Source organism: Streptomyces sp. NPDC001914 (assembly GCF_042891215.1).
In the GTDB taxonomy this organism is placed as follows: Bacteria; Actinomycetota; Actinomycetes; order Streptomycetales; family Streptomycetaceae; genus Streptomyces.
Genome location: NZ_JBIASW010000009.1, coordinates 65,829 through 80,983 on the forward strand (window position 1 = coordinate 65,829; position 15,155 = coordinate 80,983).

The following is a 15,155-nucleotide window of genomic DNA, read 5'->3' on the forward strand; positions in this document are numbered from 1 at the left end:
CGGCCCGGTTGCGAGGGGTCGTACGAGGACATGGGCGGAGGCGAGCTGTACTGCGACACCTGCGGACTCGCCCCCGCCGCACCGGCACCGGGATCCTCCCGCTCCGGGAGCGTCGCGGGCTCCGGCCGGGGCGGGGCGGGTCCTGCGTCGTCCGGGTCCTCCGCGCGCGGCGCGGCCGGCTCCGACAGCGCCAGTGTGCGCGGCGGTTCAGGCTCCAGCACGCGGACGTCGTCGCGCTCCTCGCAGTCGCGGCGCTCGGTCTCCGGACGTCTTTCGCGGTCCCTGTCGGGCCGGTCGACGGGCCGGTCGGTGTCGGTGCGCAGCTCCGGTTCGACGGCGTCCTCCTCCGGGCGGGGCCGGCTCGGCGCGGGGCTCGTCGAGGTTCCGGGGGTCCCGCGGCCCGACCCGCGCGAGATGGTCCTGGAGAACCCGGAGGTGCCCGAGCGCAAACGGTTCTGTTCGCGCTCCGACTGCGGTGCCCCGGTGGGGCGTTCGCGCGGAGAGCGGCCGGGCCGCACCGAGGGGTTCTGCACGAAGTGCGGCCACCCGTACTCGTTCGTGCCGAAGCTGCGCACCGGTGACGTGGTGCACGGCCAGTACGAGGTGATGGGCTGTCTGGCGCACGGCGGGCTCGGCTGGGTGTATCTGGCCGTCGACCGCGCGGTGTCCGACCGCTGGGTGGTCCTCAAGGGTCTGCTCGACACGGGCGACCAGGACGCGATGGCGGCCGCGATCTCCGAGCGGCGCTTCCTCGCGGAGATCGAGCACGCCAACATCGTGCGGATCTACAACTTCGTGGAGCACCTGGACCAGCGGACGGGTTCGCTGGACGGGTACATCGTCATGGAGTACGTGGGCGGCAAGTCGCTGAAGGAGCTCGCCAACGGACGCCGCACGGCGGACGGCAAGCGTGACCCGCTGCCGGTGGAGCAGGCCTGCGCGTACGGCATCGAGGCCCTGGAGGCCCTCGGCCATCTGCACAGCCGCAACCTGCTGTACTGCGACTTCAAGGTCGACAACGCGATCCAGACCGAGGACCAGCTCAAGCTGATCGACATGGGCGCGGTGCGCAGGATGGACGACGACGAGTCGGCCATCTACGGCACGGTGGGCTACCAGGCCCCCGAGGTGGCCGAGGTAGGCCCCTCGGTCGCCTCCGACCTCTACACCGTCGCCCGCACGCTCGCCGTCCTCGCCTTCGACTTCCAGGGCTACACGAACGTCTTCGTGGACTCCCTGCCCGACCCGGACAACATCGAGGTCTTCCGGCAGTACGAGTCGTTCTACCGGCTGCTCGTCCGGGCCACCGACCCCGACCCGGCCCGCCGGTTCGCCTCGGCCCAGGAGATGTCCGAGCAGCTGACGGGCGTGCTGCGCGAGGTCGTCTCGCTCCAGACGGGGCGTGCCCGGCCAGCGCTGTCGACGCTGTTCGGACCCGAGACCAGGGTCACCGACACCGAGCTGTTCGGGAAGGCCGCCGAGGACGTGTCGCGGCTCGGGGCACGCGTGGTCCCCGTACGGGGGAGGAAGGGCGCGCCCCGCCCCCTCGCGGGGGCGAACGGGGGCCGGCCGCTGCCGCCCGGTCCGCCGGCCGCCGCCGCCCTGGTCAGATCCGTCGAGGCGGCGGCGACCGCGCTCGCGCTGCCGGTGCCGCGGGTGGACCCGGGCGACCCGAACGCCGGTTTCCTCGCGGGGCTCATCGCGTCCGCGCCCGCGGAGCTGATCGCCGCGCTGCGGACCGCGCCCGCCGCTTCGCCGGAGCTGCGGCTGCGGGAACTGCGGGCCCGCCTGGAGATGGGCGAGGTGAGCGGCGCGGGCTCGGCCGTCGACGCGCTGGAGGCCGATCACCCCGACGACTGGCGGGTGGTCTGGTACCGCGGTGTCACCGCGCTGGCGACCGGCGAGAACGAGATCGCGGCGCTGTCCTTCGACGCGGTCTACGACGCCTTCCCGGGCGAGCCGGCCCCCAAGCTGGCCCTCGGCGTGTGCGCGGAGGTGCTGGGCCAGCTCGACAACGCCGCCGAGTACTACCGGCTGGTGTGGACGACCGACCCCAGCCATGTGAGCGCGGCGTTCGGGCTGGCCAGGGTGCAGCTCGCGGCGGGGGACCGCCGTGGTGCCGTACGTACCCTGGAGTCCGTGCCGGAGGCGTCGATCCACTACACGGCGGCGCGCGTCGCCGCCGTGCGGGCGCGGCTGCGGCAGCGGCCGGTCACGGACACGGCGGCGCCGTTCCTCGACGATCTGACGGCCGCGGCCGGGCAGGTGGAGGCGCTCGACGGATTCGGTCTGGACGCGGTGCGCCGCGAGCAGTTGTCGACGGAGGTCCTCGGCTGCGCGCTGGACTGGGTACTCTCCGGTAGCCAGGGTTCCGCTCCGGCCTCCGGAGGCGGAACCGCGCTGCTCGGCAGCGAGTTGGACGAGCGTGGCCTCCGTTTCGGCCTCGAACGTTCGTACCGGACGCTGGCCCGGCTCGCGCGGGGCGGCGAGGAGAGGATCGACCTGGTGGAACGTGCAAACCGTTACCGCCCCCGGACGTGGGTGTGATTGATGTCCCAGATGCCCCAGCCGACGGCCCTTTCGCGGTGCCCCAGTTGCGAGGAGCCGCTGGAGGCGGCCGACCGTTTCTGCGGCGCGTGCGGCTACGACCTGTCGACGGTGGCCGCACCGTCGCAGGACCACCCCACGATCGCCATGAACGGCACGTCGCCCGACCTGCCGCCGGCCGCCCCGTCCGTGGACTGGCCCCTGGCGCAGCAGACCGGCAGTTCGGGCACACCCGCGCCGGTGCATCGCGCCGCCGACATCCCGGGCACCGATTCGGGTGGTTCCGAACTGCCGCATCCCGAGCACCCGGAGCACCCGCAGGCGGATCCGGCGGCCGTCCGGCCGGCCGCCGCCAAGCGGCCCGCGGGGCAGCCCTCGGGCGTACGGTTCGACCGGCCCGCGGAGCCCGAGGAGTACCCGCTCGCCCCTCCGGCCGGCGGACCGGACCGTGAGGTCCCCGCCGATCCCCGCACCGGCGACCTCCCGGTTCCGCCCGCCGGCGCCAAGCTGTGCGTGGCCTGCCGTGCGGGCCAGGTGGACACCGACGGCTACTGCGAGAACTGCGGCCACGCGCAGCCGCGGGAACGCGACCACATGGAGCAGGAGTTGGGCGCGGTCGCCGCGGTCAGCGACCGGGGTCTGCGCCACCACCGCAACGAGGACGCCTTCGCGGTCTCCTCGACGGCGCTGCCCGACGGCTCCCCCGCGGTCGTCGCGATCGTCTGCGACGGGGTCTCCTCCGCGACCCGCCCCGACGAGGCGTCGCTCGCCGCCGCCCAGGCGGCGAACGAGTCGCTTCTCGCGGCGCTTCCGGTGGGCACGCATCCGCAGGCGGCCATGCACGAGGCGATCGTCGCGGCCTCGGAGGCCGTCAACGCGCTGGCCGGCCCGTCCACCGAGCAGGGCGAGCACGCACCGCACGTGAACGCGCCCGCCTGCACCATCGTCGGCGCCCTCGTGACGCCCTCCCTGCTGATCGTCGGCTGGGTCGGCGACAGCCGCGTCTACTGGGTTCCGGTGGACCGCTCCTCGATGCCCGCGCGGCTCACCGAGGACGACTCGTGGGCCGCGCAGATGGTCGCCGCGGGCCTGATGAACGAGGCGGAGGCGTACGCCGACGAGCGCGCCCACGCGATCACCGGCTGGCTCGGCGCCGACGCCTACGAACTGGAGCCGCACACCGTCTCGTTCAAGCCGGACCGGCCCGGTGTGGTCGTCGTGTGCACCGACGGACTGTGGAACTACGCGGAGACGGCGGAGGAGATGGCCGAGGCCGTCCCCCTCGACGCCGCCGAGAGGCCGCTGCACAGCGCCCGGGTCCTGGTCGGTCACGCCCTGGACGGCGGGGGCCACGACAACGTAACAGTGGCCGTCCTGCCGTTCCCCGCCCCCTCCCAGGGGGCAGGATCGGCCTGAGGCCGCGATACGAACGGGGGCGGCCGCGGACCGGAGGGGACCGGTCCGCACACAGTCAGCACCTCCGCAGGGGGCGGAGGCCCGAGGGGGACAGAGAAGGCATGGCCAATTTCTCGAAGTCGAACGTGCCGCAGTTCTCGGTCGACGTGTACCAGAACGAATTCCTGCCGGAGGGCGGCCGCGAGGTCAACGCGATCGTCACGGTGAGCGCCACCGGCGGCGGCACCATCGGAAGCGCGGTCACCGCACCGCACCTGTACACGGCGGGCCAGGGCCCGGACGCCGCCGTGGCGATCATGGTCGACTGTTCGGGCTCGATGGACTACCCGCCGGCCAAGATGCGCAACGCCCGCGACGCGACGGCCGCCGCGATCGACACGCTGCGCGACGGGGTCCACTTCGCCGTGATCGGCGGCACGCACGTCGCCAAGGAGGTCTACCCGGGCGACGGACGGCTCGCCGTGGCGGACGCGTCCACCCGCGACCAGGCCAAGCAGGCGCTGCGCAGGCTGAGCGCGGGCGGCGGCACGGCGATCGGCACCTGGCTGCGGCTGGCCGACCGGCTGCTGTCCTCGGCGGAGGTGGCGATCCGGCACGGCATCCTGCTCACCGACGGCCGCAACGAGCACGAGTCGCCCGAGGACCTGCGGGCCGCGCTGGACTCCTGTGCCGGACGCTTCACCTGCGACGCGCGGGGAGTCGGCACCGACTGGGAGGTCAAGGAGGTCACCGGCATCGCCTCGGCGCTGCTCGGCACCGCCGACATCGTCGCCGACCCCGCCGCCCTGGCCGCCGACTTCACGCACATGATGGAGACGGCCATGGGCAAGGAGGTCGCCGACGTGGCCCTGCGGGTGTGGACGCCGGTCGGCACCGAGATCAAGTTCGTGAAGCAGGTGGCGCCCACCGTCGAGGAACTGACGGACCGCCGCACCGACGCCGGGCCCCGCGCGGGCGACTACCCGACCGGTTCCTGGGGCGACGAGTCCCGCGACTACCACGTGTGCGTCCAGGTGCCGACGGCCGGGATCGGCCAGGAGATGCTCGCGGCCCGCGTCTCCCTGGTGATCCCGCACGGCGACGGCAGTGTGCAGAACCTCGGCGCGCAGGGGCTCATACGGGCCGTGTGGACCGACGACATGGCCGCCTCGACGTCCATCAATCCGCAGGTAGCGCACTACACGGGTCAGGCCGAACTGGCACAGGTCATCCAACAGGGGCTCGATCTGCGCAAAGCGGGAGATGTCGACGGAGCAACGGCCAAGCTGGGACGTGCCGTTCAACTCGCCGGAGCCTCCGGAAACGCCGATACCGCGAAACTCCTGGCGAAGGTGGTGGACGTGGTCGACGTCGCGGCAGGTACTGTGCGATTGAAAGCGCGTGTCGCCGAGGCCGACGAGATGACCCTCGAGACACGGTCCACAAAGACTGTTCGTGTAAAGAAGTAGCGGGAAGTAGCGAGCCCGGTTCCCGCTGGGATCCGGAGAAACCCGGTCATGACGACCGGAAAAGGGAAGGGGGAAGGACCGACATGCCGACATGCCCGAACGGACATCAGTCGAATTCCGACGATTGGTGCGAGGTCTGCGGCCACCGCATGGCCGGTGTTCCCCCGCTCCCTCCCCCGCCGCCGCCCGGCGGGGGTTACGGCTACCCGGCGCCCGGTTCGCCGCCGCCCGTGCCCGGTGGACGGTCCGGCGTGCCGGACCCGGGCGCCGAGCTCTGCCCGCAGTGCCGCACGCCCCGTGAGGGCGCTGCGCCGTTCTGCGAGGAGTGCCGGTGGAACTTCCTGACGAACACCGCGACCTCGTACACCCCGGCGGCACCGCGTCCGCCGGCCGGCGCCGCGGGTAATCCCGGCGGCCCCGGCGTTCCCGGCATTCCCAGCGTTCCCGGCATCCCCGGCGGGCAGTCGCCGTACGGCGGCCCCGGTGGTCCTGGTGGTCCCGGTGGCCAGAATCCCGCGCCGCGCTTCCCGCAGCCCGGGCAGGGACAGGCGGGCGGTCCGGGTCCCGGCGGCCCCGGTCACGACCCGTTCGAGTACCAGAGCTCGCGGCCCTCGCAGATGAACCGGCCCGCCGAGCCGATCCCGCCGGGCCCTTCGGCCCAGCCGTACGGCGGCCCCCAGGGCTTCGGCGACCAGGGCGGCTTCGGCGACCCGTCGCGGCAGGCGGCCCCGTCCGCGCCCGGCGGCCCCGGTGCCCCGCAGCAGGCCTACACCCAGCAGCCCTCCCCGCCGCCGTTCACCCAGCCCGGTCCGCCGCGGCAGGGCGGGCCGCAGCCCGGCGGAGCGGGCTTCGGCGGCGGTGACGACGACTGGGTGATCCCCCCGCCGTCGACCGGCACGCCCGGCGGCCCCGGCGGCCAGGGAGCCCCCGGCGGTCCGGGCGGTCAGGGCGGCCCGGCTCAGGGCGGCGCCTACGGCTACCCGCAGCCCGGCGCCACCCAGGCACCGCCCGGTCCCGGCTACCAGCAGCAGCCTCCGCCGCAGCAGCAGTCGCTGTCCTGGAGCGCGACCATCGCACCGGACCGTGAGTACTTCATGGCGATGATGCAGCGGTCCGGACCGGAGGCCGCGGGCCTGAACCTGCCCGCGTACTCGCCGGAGCTGCAGCGCCCGCTCCTCGGCAACCAGATCACCATCGGCCGCCGCCGGCACTCCACCGGCGACACCCCGGACATCGACCTGTCGGTGCCCCCGGAGGACCCGGGCGTCTCGCACCAGCACGCGGTCCTGGTCCAGCAGCCGGACAGCACCTGGGCGGTCGTCGACCAGAACTCGACGAACGGCACCACGGTCAACGGCGGCGAGGAGCCCATCCAGCCGTTCGTGCCGGTGCCTCTCCAGGACGGCGACCGGGTGCACGTGGGCGCCTGGACGACGATCACGATCCGGCGCGGCTGAGTTCCGGCGCGGGATCGGGGCGGCGGCCGGGTACTGGCCCGGCCGGCTCAGGGCAGCGGCCAGGTACGGGCCCGGCCAGCTCAGGGCAGCGGCCAGGTGTAGGGCCCCTCGGGGTCGTCCAGCCACGCCCAGGTTCCCTGGTCGCCGACCGTGACCCCGTACCGCTCGCGCTGCGGCTGTCCCTCGCGCTCCCACAGCGCGTAGGCGTCGTGCGGGTCCAGGCGGCCCGCCGTCAGCGCGAGCAGGAAGCGGAACAGGTCGTGGCCGCGCGCCCTGCGCGGCACCCCGACGACCCGGGCCGGCTCCGGCTCCGGTCCGGGCCGGGTGGCGCCGCGCAGCGGCACGAAGAAGGCGGACGTGTGCAGGAAGCGTCCCTCGGCGTGACCGGAGTCCCGGACCTCCAGCGCGATCAGGCCGGTGGCCAGGGGCGCGAGGACACGGGCTCCGGGGCGTGACTGGACCAGCCAGGAACGCGGGATCGTGGTCAGCGTGCAGGTGGCGATGATCCGGTCGAAGGGGGCGCGCTCGGGGACCCCGCGCGCCCCGTCCCCGGTGACGACGGTCGGGTGGTACCCGGCGACCGCCAGATGCTGTCGCGCCGCCTCCGTGATCTCCACGTCGAGGTCGACCGTGGTGACCGGACCGTCGCCGAGACGGTACGCGAGCAGGGCCGCGTTGTAGCCGGTCCCGGCGCCGATCTCCAGGACGGCGTCCCCGTCCCGTACCTCCAGCTCGGCCAGCATCTTCGCCATCAGCGACGGCTGGCTGCTGGAGGAGACCAGTTCCCCGTCCCGCACCCGGGTGGCCAGCGGGGCGTCCGCGTACGCGCCGCGCAGCCAGCGGTCCCGGACGCGCGGGTCCGGGTCCTCGCCCCACAGGCGCTCGTAACCGCCGATCACGCCGAGGTAGTAGTACGGCACGAACAGATGGCGCGGTACGGCCTCGAAGGCCTCACGCCAGACGGGATCGCTCTCCCACGCCCCGCTCCGCTCGATCACGCGCACCAGGGACGCCCGCGCCGAGGCGGCGAGGTCGTCGGGGCCGGGGTCTTCGAGAGCGTGCGCGCCCATACCTCCACTGTGCTGCCGAACGGCCCGCGAGGCGAGCGCCGCACGGGCCGCCCCGGACCCTCGCCGTGCCCCGCGGAACGGGAGTGGTCCTAAGCCCGGAGTCCTCGGTCGCCCCGTCTGAGAACATGGGTGCGTGAAAGAGATTCGGCGCGGCACGCTTCAGGAGCAGACCTTCTACGAGCAGGTCGGCGGCGAGGAGACCTTCCGGCGCCTCGTACACCGTTTCTACGAGGGTGTCGCCGGGGATCCGCTGCTGAAGCCCATGTATCCCGAGGAGGACCTGGGCCCGGCCGAGGAGCGTCTCATGCTGTTCCTGATCCAGTACTGGGGCGGCCCGACGACGTACAGCGACAACCGCGGCCACCCCCGGCTGCGCATGCGGCACGCCCCGTTCAAGGTCGACCAGGCGGCGCACGACGCGTGGCTGAAGCACATGCGGGTGGCCGTCGACGACCTCGGCCTCTCCGAGGAGCACACGTCCACGCTGTGGAACTACCTGACGTACGCGGCCGCCTCGATGGTCAACACGGCGGGCTGACCGCCGGGGGCGGGGCGCCGCACCGGACGCTCGCGGGGGTCGGTGAGCCACGGGTCCGGGACCCGCAGGAGGCGGTGAATCCCGGAGACCGGTGAACCTCGGGGACCGGTGAGCGGCAGAGCGTCAGCGCACCTCGAAAGCCGGTGAACCTCGGAGGTCGACGAACGTCCGACACCGGTGAACCTCCGAGACCGGTGAATCCCGGAGGGTCAGTGGACGCTGACGCCCAGGGCGCCGAGTCCCGCCCGGCGGACGGCGACCGACCCGAACGGCGTCCGCAGCCGCAGCCACGCGCCGGAGGAGTACAGCGCCAACGGGCTGTCGCCCGGCGCGAACCGTCCCTCGGCGGAGCCGGGCGCGAGGGTCATGGACCCGTCCTCGGAGACGGGCCCGGTCGGCACGGGCCGCAGGAATCCCAGAGCCTGCGCGGCGTGCGCGGCCCGCACGGGAAGCCCGGTGTCCCCGATCGGCCGGGACCATATCTCCCGCCCGACCCGGTCGAGTTCGGCACGGGTCCGCAGCTCGGGGGCCAACTCCTCGGTGCGCGACCGGAATTCGGCCACCGCCGCGGCGACCGTCGCCCGCACGACGTCCGGTCCCGGCAGCCCGGGTTCCACCTTCCAGCCGCCGCGTGGCGGCAGGACCCCGGCCCACGGGGGCCCGGTGACGGCGGCCGGGACACCGATCGTGGCCGCCGACTCCTCGACGGACTCCAGGAGTTCACCGGCGGAGACGGTCACGTCGAGGGTGACGTCGAGTCCGTGCTCGTAGGGCTTCGCGAGCCGTGCCGTACGGATCGCGAGGACCTCGAACGACGGCGGCCGGCCGAAGACCGCGAGCGTGGTGCCGTGCGCCTTCAGGCGCACGGCGGCCGCGCGGTCGTAGTGGACGAGCCGGGAGAGGAAGGCGGCGAGGTCCGCCGCCTCCCCCGCGTCGGCGAGATGCAGGACCGTCATGCCGCGACGGCCTCGTCCTCGTCGTCGCGGTACGACTCCAGGAAGTCGCGTTCCTCGGCGGTGATCCGGCGAGGGCGCTGCCGCTCGAAGTCGAACGGCACGATCACCGTCGAGGCGGTGACGTAGACCTGGTCGTGGTCCTTGACCTCGTAGGCGATGGTGAAGGACGCCGCCCGGATCTGCGTCACCCAGAGCTCGATGTCCACCGGCGCGTGCCGGTGGACGAGCTGCCGCTTGTAGTCGATCTCGTGGCGCGCCACCACGGACCCCTGCTTGAAGTCCTTCTCCGGGCGGAACAGGAAGTCGATACGGGCTTCCTCCAGGTAGCGGAGGAACACCACGTTGTTGACGTGGCCGTACGCGTCCATGTCCGCCCAGCGCAGCGGGCAGCGGTAGATGTGCCGCAAGATCAGCCCCGGGTCAGCTTCTTGTAGGTGGCGCGGTGCGGGCGCGCGGCCTCGGCACCGAGCCGCTCGATCTTGTTCTTCTCGTACGACTCGAAGTTGCCCTCGAACCAGAACCACTTGGACTCACCCTCGTACGCGAGGATGTGGGTCGCGACCCGGTCCAGGAACCAGCGGTCGTGGGAGACGACCACGGCCGCGCCCGGGAACTCCAGGAGCGCGTTCTCGAGCGAGGACAGCGTCTCGACGTCGAGGTCGTTGGTGGGCTCGTCGAGGAGCAGCAGGTTGCCGCCCTGCTTGAGGGTCAGCGCGAGGTTGAGGCGGTTGCGCTCACCACCGGAGAGGACACCGGCCGGCTTCTGCTGGTCGGGGCCCTTGAAACCGAACGCGGAGACGTAGGCGCGGGAGGGCATCTCGACCTGGCCGACGTTGATGTAGTCGAGCTCGTCCGAGACGACGGCCCACAGCGTCTTCTTCGGGTCGATGTTCTCGCGGCTCTGGTCGACATACGAGATCTTGACGGTCTCGCCGACCTTGATCGAGCCGGAGTCCGGGGTCTCCAGACCCTGGATCATCTTGAAGAGCGTGGTCTTGCCGGCGCCGTTCGGGCCGATGACACCGACGATGCCGTTGCGCGGCAGGGTGAAGCTGAGGTCGTCGATGAGGACCTTGTCGCCGAAGGCCTTCGAGAGGTTGTTGACCTCGACGACGATGGAGCCCAGGCGCGGGCCCGGCGGGATCTGGATCTCCTCGAAGTCCAGCTTCCGCATCTTGTCGGCCTCGGCCGCCATCTCCTCGTAGCGGGACAGACGCGCCTTGGACTTGGCCTGACGCCCCTTGGCGTTGGACCGCACCCACTCCAGCTCTTCCTTGAGCCGCTTGGCGCGCTTGGCGTCCTTCTGGCCCTCGACCTTCAGGCGGGAGGCCTTGTTGTCGAGGTACGTGGAGTAGTTGCCCTCGTACGGGATGGCGCGGCCGCGGTCCAGCTCGAGGATCCACTGGGCGACGTTGTCGAGGAAGTACCGGTCGTGGGTGACGGCGACGACGGTGCCGGGGTACTTCGCGAGGTGCTGCTCCAGCCACTGCACGGACTCGGCGTCCAGGTGGTTGGTGGGCTCGTCGAGGAGCAGCAGGTCGGGGGCTTCCAGCAGCAGCTTGCACAGCGCGACGCGGCGGCGCTCACCACCGGAGAGGTTGGTGACGGGCCAGTCGCCGGGCGGGCAGCCGAGGGCGTCCATGGCCTGCTCCAGCTGGGTGTCCAGGTCCCACGCGTTGGCGTGGTCCAGGTCGTCCTGGAGCTTGCCCATCTCCTCCATGAGCGCGTCCGAGTAGTCGGTCGCCATCAGCTCGGCGACCTCGTTGAACCGGTTCAGCTTGCCCATGATCTCGGCGGCGCCGTCCTGGACGTTCTGCAGAACGGTCTTGGACTCGTCGAGCGGGGGCTCCTGGAGCAGCATGCCGACGCTGTAGCCGGGCGACAGGAACGCGTCACCGTTCGACGGCTGCTCGAGGCCCGCCATGATCTTGAGAACGGTGGACTTACCGGCACCGTTGGGCCCGACCACACCGATCTTCGCACCCGGCAGGAAGCTCAAGGTGACGTCGTCGAGGATCACCTTGTCGCCGTGCGCCTTGCGCGTCTTGCGCATGGTGTAAATGAACTCAGCCAAGAGAAACCGTCCGGACGCTTGAAATCGGCAGTGGGCAGATACACCCCATCTTGCCTGACGGCTACCCCCTGGGGGAAACCCGTTCGGTCACGGGGGCGTGACCTGGCCTTTCCCTGCCCTCCCCCGTAGCTGATCTGTCACTGGTTGTCGCCGCAGGTCACCACCGAGCGACCTCGCCCGGCCCAGGGACGACGCGACTTTGGGGTGTCTGCCGACGGCGGTGAGTATTTGATCAACTCCATGCCTCCAGGGCGTGGCCTGCAGTGCTCCGGCTTGGAAGGCTGACCCGGTGACCGAGGATGAAGTCGTCGAGGCGTTGAAGACCGTGGGGAGCGCACTGGCCCCAGGGCATCAGCCTGGTGGAGTGCTGTCCGGCACGGTGACGGGAACCCTGAAGCTGGACGCATTGCTGGAGACCCAACCCGCCAGGCAGATCGACTGACCGTCCGCTCCAGATGGGTGGTTCCCTGTCGATACGGCAGCGTTGACCTCGTGACCTCTTCGTCCCGAAGCAACCGCGACTGACACGACCTGTCTGCCGAGGTGGACTTGCTGGGCCCGCTGGTTCGCCAGTACGTAGCCGATCAATGCTGACAGTAAGGTCGTCCCGGGAACGAACCGATCGACAGGGGGGCCATGTCGGGGCAACTGTTCACGTTGATAGGCGTGCTCATCGGTGCCACAGCGTCCTACGTGGGCGGAGCCCTCATGGAAAGGTCGCGCTGGCGTCGCCAACTCTCGACGCGATGGGATGAACGTCGCCTGGAGTCCTACCTCCGGTTCGCAGACGCGATCAAGAGGTTCACGTCCTTGGCGGGGCGCCTAGCTGCAGGCAAAGGACTGTTCGATCTTCCCGAGCCGCTCGCACAGGAAGCCGGCTTGGCGATGCTGGCCGACGCCGAACTGGAGCGGGGCTACGCGTTCGAGGCCGTCCTCCTCATGGGGGACGCCGAAACCATCGCGGCGGCCAGGGCGCTGCAACGCCACGCCTGGGTGCTGGAGAAGTTCGCTCGCGACCAGCGCTCGGGAACATCGGAGGACTGGACACGGGCTTTCAGGCAGTTCCAGGAGAAGCGTGACATGTTCTACCTCGCCGCTCGAAAGAGTTTGGGCGTAACTGCAAAGTTCCGCCTGCGGTCCGAGGACCCCGCCGCCCTGGGGGCAGACCCGCGGCAGTCGTAGCAGCCCACGAAGTCGCACAACCGATGCGGCGCCTCGACCCCGGGCGGGAGCCCGAGCAGCACGCGGGCTCGGAACTGGGCGCCGACGCGCCCTCCCCCCACCGATAAAGAGGGCCACGACCAACGCCTGCACTGCGACCGCTGCGACCCGGAGGTGCTGATGCAGCGTCAACGGCGCTTGCGGATCTCCTCGTACCGCCGCTGAACGTCCGGCCTGAACCATTCGGGCACTTGAGCGGTGGTCCGCAAGTGCCGGCGCTCATCCGGAGAAAGTGTCTGCGCGGAGGCGTCGACAGCGATCGAGTAGTAGGTCATCTTCTCCGACAGCCGCTCGCGTCTCTCGTCCGCGCCGATCTCGGCGCCCGCGGCCCCACGGCTGGTGAAGACGCTGATCCATCCGAACATACCCAGTTTGCTGCTCCTCTTGCGAAGTTCGTCGCGAAGGACGAGCCAGCACAGGCGTTCATCGGTCACATTCGGGATCGAGTCTGGCGTGATCATGTCATACCCCTCTCCGAGTGGTGGGCTCTCGCCCGCCGAAGGCAGGAGCATAGAGCGAGGGCTCGACAGACGGCTCGCAATTGTCACCGCAGCGCCGCTCCAACCACGACCAAAACCCCTGAACGCCCTGGTTGAGGCCAGGTTGGATGGGTCAACGGAGCGCAATCAGGCGGAATTGTTCCCCTGAGGTTCCCCGTACGATCTGGCAAGCGTCTGGTACGGGGCCTGTCATCGACCACAGGGCGATGTCGGTGCGGTCGGACACAATGCGCGCCATGAGTGATCACTACGAACTCGTCTTCTCCTCCTTCCTCCGCGACGACACACCGGCGTCGGTTCTGGCGGCCCTGCGGTGGCATATGGGCATGGATGACGAAGATCCGGAAGACCTGGACCGAGACGATCATCCGTACCCTTTGCTTCTCCCGGGCCAGAGCCGGCTTCCCGGCGGCGACAACGTGTCCCTCCGCCGTTCGGCGCCGGAGTTCACCGCATCAGAGACGGGGCGCGAGTGGGAGCTGTTCGTACGCATCTACTGGGTGGATGACCTCACGCTCCACCTCGACGCACTGCTCCGGCTGATCGCTCCGCACGTCGCGGGCCGGGGTTACGGCGGCTACATACGCGACGTGCACGACACCGAGGTGAAGACCTTCAAGTTCCATGACGGCACGTACGAGCCCGTCGTGGTCTAAGACAGAAGCCTGCGGCTCGTCCGTCACCGTTGGTCGCCGCGAAAAGCACGGTCCAGTGGGAAGGCGCTCCGCCACCAGCGGTGAGGCGGGTTTCCGTACGAGCCGGTGTCGGGGCGTTCGAGGATCTTCAGGTCGAGAGGCCGCAGGATGCCGCGGAACTCGCGTGAGCTCTTCTTCGGGAGCGCGCGGACCACCAGTTCCAGCAGATCTCGTTCGTCCGCCGGCTCCGGGCAGCAGTCGGTGACTCCGCACCGGTCGGCGAACGGCGACGGCAGCTGGTTGACCGGGGCCCGCGCGATGGCGGCCCACCTGGTGAGGGCCTGCTCGACCATGCCTGGTTCGAGTCGCGTCCGTTCCAGCCAGATGATGTCCGCCCGTACCGAGCCGGAGAGCCGGTCGATCTTCGAGAAGCGGCGGCGCGGGGCGAAGCGCCTGCTGTAGGCCCGGAGGCTTGAGGGGCGCCTACGCGGCATGGCCCTTTCGGTTGTGAGTCATCGACATCATTCTGGCAGGCGGACACGCCGATACGCAGGCCGATACGCAGGCCGATAAGCGCAGAGAAGCAGCGGGCTTGCGGTGTTCCTCCCCGGTAGCCGATCCCGGTTCACCGCCGGCGCCACCCACCGACGCGGGCCCAACACGACGCGTACCCCCGGTGGCCCCGCCGCGTACCCGGTCCGCCCCGCTTCGTAGCGCTTCGCAGTCCCCCGCGCCCTCGCCTCGTGCCCGGCCTGCCCGAGGAGGACACTTCTTACAGGGGGCTCCATCAGTCCCCTCAGGGCTTCACCGAGGGGCAGCGGCTTCGGAGGTGATCGCGATGACACAGATGACAGCGATGCAGGCACGGACCACGGTCGGCTGGCACGTCGAGATGGAATTCCAGGAGGACGACCACCGCACCCGCGCGGCCGCCCTGCTGCGACTCCCCGACGGCAGCGAGGTACGCGCCCACGGATACGCCAGCCGTCACCCCTCGGACTCGAACCAGCCCAGGGTCGGCGAGGAGGTCGCGGGCGCGCGGGCCCTGAACGAGCTCGCCATGCAGTTGCTGACCAAGGCCCACGACGAGATCGACGCGGCATCGGGCAGGACGTCTCACGCACTGAGGTGACGCCGGGCAGCCCGGCGAGGTGACCGCAGCCGCCTGCGAACAGTCTCGCTCCAGACCCCTGGACCCGTCCGGGGGTCTTCGCCTGCGCCGGCACCGATCGGCCCAGCACCGATCGGCCCGGCATCGATCATCCCGGGCCCGATCCGGCCCGGGACAGGCCG

Annotated in this window: 15 protein-coding genes; 9 read left to right on the top strand and 6 right to left on the bottom strand. The window is 71.1% G+C overall.

Annotation, left to right across the window (positions count from 1 at the left end; translation table 11 throughout):
* The 4 genes from ACFYYF_RS25015 to ACFYYF_RS25030 form a co-directional block, all read left to right on the top strand.
* Positions 1-2,547, top strand: a 2,547-nt coding sequence (locus ACFYYF_RS25015; RefSeq protein WP_388779342.1) for a tetratricopeptide repeat protein, incomplete at its 5' end; no start/stop codon positions are given.
* Between the two features lie 3 nt (positions 2,548-2,550).
* On the top strand, positions 2,551-3,963 hold the full coding sequence (locus tag ACFYYF_RS25020) for a protein phosphatase 2C domain-containing protein (protein WP_388779345.1): 1,413 nt from the start codon (positions 2,551-2,553) through the stop codon (positions 3,961-3,963).
* A gap of 101 nt (positions 3,964-4,064) precedes the next feature.
* Positions 4,065-5,411 (top strand): VWA domain-containing protein, encoded by a 1,347-nt coding sequence (locus ACFYYF_RS25025; RefSeq protein WP_388779348.1) that lies wholly within the window; start codon positions 4,065-4,067, stop codon positions 5,409-5,411.
* An 83-nt stretch (positions 5,412-5,494) separates the two neighbouring features.
* Positions 5,495-6,868: an FHA domain-containing protein gene (locus tag ACFYYF_RS25030; protein ID WP_388779351.1), complete on the top strand. Its 1,374-nt coding sequence runs from the start codon at positions 5,495-5,497 to the stop codon at positions 6,866-6,868.
* Positions 6,869-6,948: 80 nt separating this feature from the next.
* Here ACFYYF_RS25030 and ACFYYF_RS25035 read toward each other — a convergent pair whose 3' ends face one another.
* Complete coding sequence (locus ACFYYF_RS25035; RefSeq protein ID WP_388779354.1) at positions 6,949-7,938, bottom strand: methyltransferase domain-containing protein; 990 nt, start codon at positions 7,936-7,938, stop codon at positions 6,949-6,951.
* A 133-nt stretch (positions 7,939-8,071) separates the two neighbouring features.
* On the opposite strand from ACFYYF_RS25035, the gene ACFYYF_RS25040 reads away from it, so the two are divergent.
* The gene (locus ACFYYF_RS25040) at positions 8,072-8,476 is read left to right on the top strand and encodes a globin (RefSeq protein ID WP_388779356.1); all 405 of its coding nucleotides are present in this window, start codon (positions 8,072-8,074) and stop codon (positions 8,474-8,476) included.
* A 209-nt stretch (positions 8,477-8,685) separates the two neighbouring features.
* Here the strand turns inward: ACFYYF_RS25040 and ACFYYF_RS25045 are convergent, their stop codons facing one another.
* From ACFYYF_RS25045 to ettA, 3 genes are read right to left on the bottom strand one after another with little or no spacing between them, the layout of a single operon-like run.
* Entirely contained in the window at positions 8,686-9,432 is a 747-nt protein-coding gene (locus ACFYYF_RS25045; RefSeq protein WP_388779359.1) for a hypothetical protein, read from the bottom strand.
* Positions 9,429-9,839: an acyl-CoA thioesterase gene (locus ACFYYF_RS25050; protein ID WP_388779362.1), complete on the bottom strand. Its 411-nt coding sequence runs from the start codon at positions 9,837-9,839 to the stop codon at positions 9,429-9,431. Before ACFYYF_RS25050 ends, ACFYYF_RS25045 begins: the two co-directional genes overlap by 4 nt.
* A gap of 2 nt (positions 9,840-9,841) precedes the next feature.
* The gene (ettA, locus tag ACFYYF_RS25055; protein ID WP_361683708.1) at positions 9,842-11,506 is read right to left on the bottom strand and encodes an energy-dependent translational throttle protein EttA; all 1,665 of its coding nucleotides are present in this window, start codon (positions 11,504-11,506) and stop codon (positions 9,842-9,844) included.
* A gap of 289 nt (positions 11,507-11,795) precedes the next feature.
* On the opposite strand from ettA, the gene ACFYYF_RS25060 reads away from it, so the two are divergent.
* Positions 11,796-11,948, top strand: a complete 153-nt coding sequence (locus ACFYYF_RS25060; RefSeq protein ID WP_388779365.1) for a hypothetical protein — start codon at positions 11,796-11,798, stop codon at positions 11,946-11,948.
* A gap of 194 nt (positions 11,949-12,142) precedes the next feature.
* Positions 12,143-12,688 (top strand): hypothetical protein, encoded by a 546-nt coding sequence (locus tag ACFYYF_RS25065; RefSeq protein WP_388779367.1) that lies wholly within the window; start codon positions 12,143-12,145, stop codon positions 12,686-12,688.
* Positions 12,689-12,855: 167 nt separating this feature from the next.
* On the opposite strand, the gene ACFYYF_RS25070 is transcribed toward ACFYYF_RS25065, so the two are convergent.
* Positions 12,856-13,188 carry a hypothetical protein gene (locus ACFYYF_RS25070; protein WP_388779370.1) on the bottom strand — a complete coding sequence of 111 codons (333 nt, stop codon included), beginning with the start codon at positions 13,186-13,188 and terminating at the stop codon, positions 12,856-12,858.
* A 275-nt stretch (positions 13,189-13,463) separates the two neighbouring features.
* On the opposite strand from ACFYYF_RS25070, the gene ACFYYF_RS25075 reads away from it, so the two are divergent.
* Positions 13,464-13,883, top strand: coding sequence for a hypothetical protein (locus ACFYYF_RS25075; protein ID WP_388779373.1), 420 nt, complete (start codon positions 13,464-13,466; stop codon positions 13,881-13,883).
* 23 nt (positions 13,884-13,906) lie between these two features.
* On the opposite strand, the gene ACFYYF_RS25080 is transcribed toward ACFYYF_RS25075, so the two are convergent.
* Positions 13,907-14,356: a hypothetical protein gene (locus ACFYYF_RS25080; protein WP_388779376.1), complete on the bottom strand. Its 450-nt coding sequence runs from the start codon at positions 14,354-14,356 to the stop codon at positions 13,907-13,909.
* A gap of 353 nt (positions 14,357-14,709) precedes the next feature.
* Between ACFYYF_RS25080 and ACFYYF_RS25085 the strand changes: the two genes are divergently transcribed.
* Entirely contained in the window at positions 14,710-14,994 is a 285-nt protein-coding gene (locus ACFYYF_RS25085) for a DUF1876 domain-containing protein (RefSeq protein ID WP_361683774.1), read from the top strand.
* Positions 14,995-15,155 lie beyond the last annotated feature (161 nt).

Excerpts from the sequence above, each read along its gene's own strand:
- ACFYYF_RS25020 (WP_388779345.1), top strand. The coding sequence starts at position 2,551 with ATGTCCCAGATGCCCCAGCCGACGGCCCTTTCGCGGTGCCCCAGTTGC.
- ACFYYF_RS25025 (WP_388779348.1), top strand. The coding sequence starts at position 4,065 with ATGGCCAATTTCTCGAAGTCGAACGTGCCGCAGTTCTCGGTCGACGTG.
- ACFYYF_RS25030 (WP_388779351.1), top strand. The coding sequence starts at position 5,495 with ATGCCGACATGCCCGAACGGACATCAGTCGAATTCCGACGATTGGTGC.
- ACFYYF_RS25035 (WP_388779354.1), bottom strand. The coding sequence starts at position 7,938 with ATGGGCGCGCACGCTCTCGAAGACCCCGGCCCCGACGACCTCGCCGCC.
- ACFYYF_RS25045 (WP_388779359.1), bottom strand. The coding sequence starts at position 9,432 with ATGACGGTCCTGCATCTCGCCGACGCGGGGGAGGCGGCGGACCTCGCC.
- ACFYYF_RS25065 (WP_388779367.1), top strand. The coding sequence starts at position 12,143 with ATGTCGGGGCAACTGTTCACGTTGATAGGCGTGCTCATCGGTGCCACA.
- ACFYYF_RS25070 (WP_388779370.1), bottom strand. The coding sequence starts at position 13,188 with ATGATCACGCCAGACTCGATCCCGAATGTGACCGATGAACGCCTGTGC.
- ACFYYF_RS25075 (WP_388779373.1), top strand. The coding sequence starts at position 13,464 with ATGAGTGATCACTACGAACTCGTCTTCTCCTCCTTCCTCCGCGACGAC.
- ACFYYF_RS25080 (WP_388779376.1), bottom strand. The coding sequence starts at position 14,356 with ATGCCGCGTAGGCGCCCCTCAAGCCTCCGGGCCTACAGCAGGCGCTTC.
- ACFYYF_RS25085 (WP_361683774.1), top strand. The coding sequence starts at position 14,710 with ATGACAGCGATGCAGGCACGGACCACGGTCGGCTGGCACGTCGAGATG.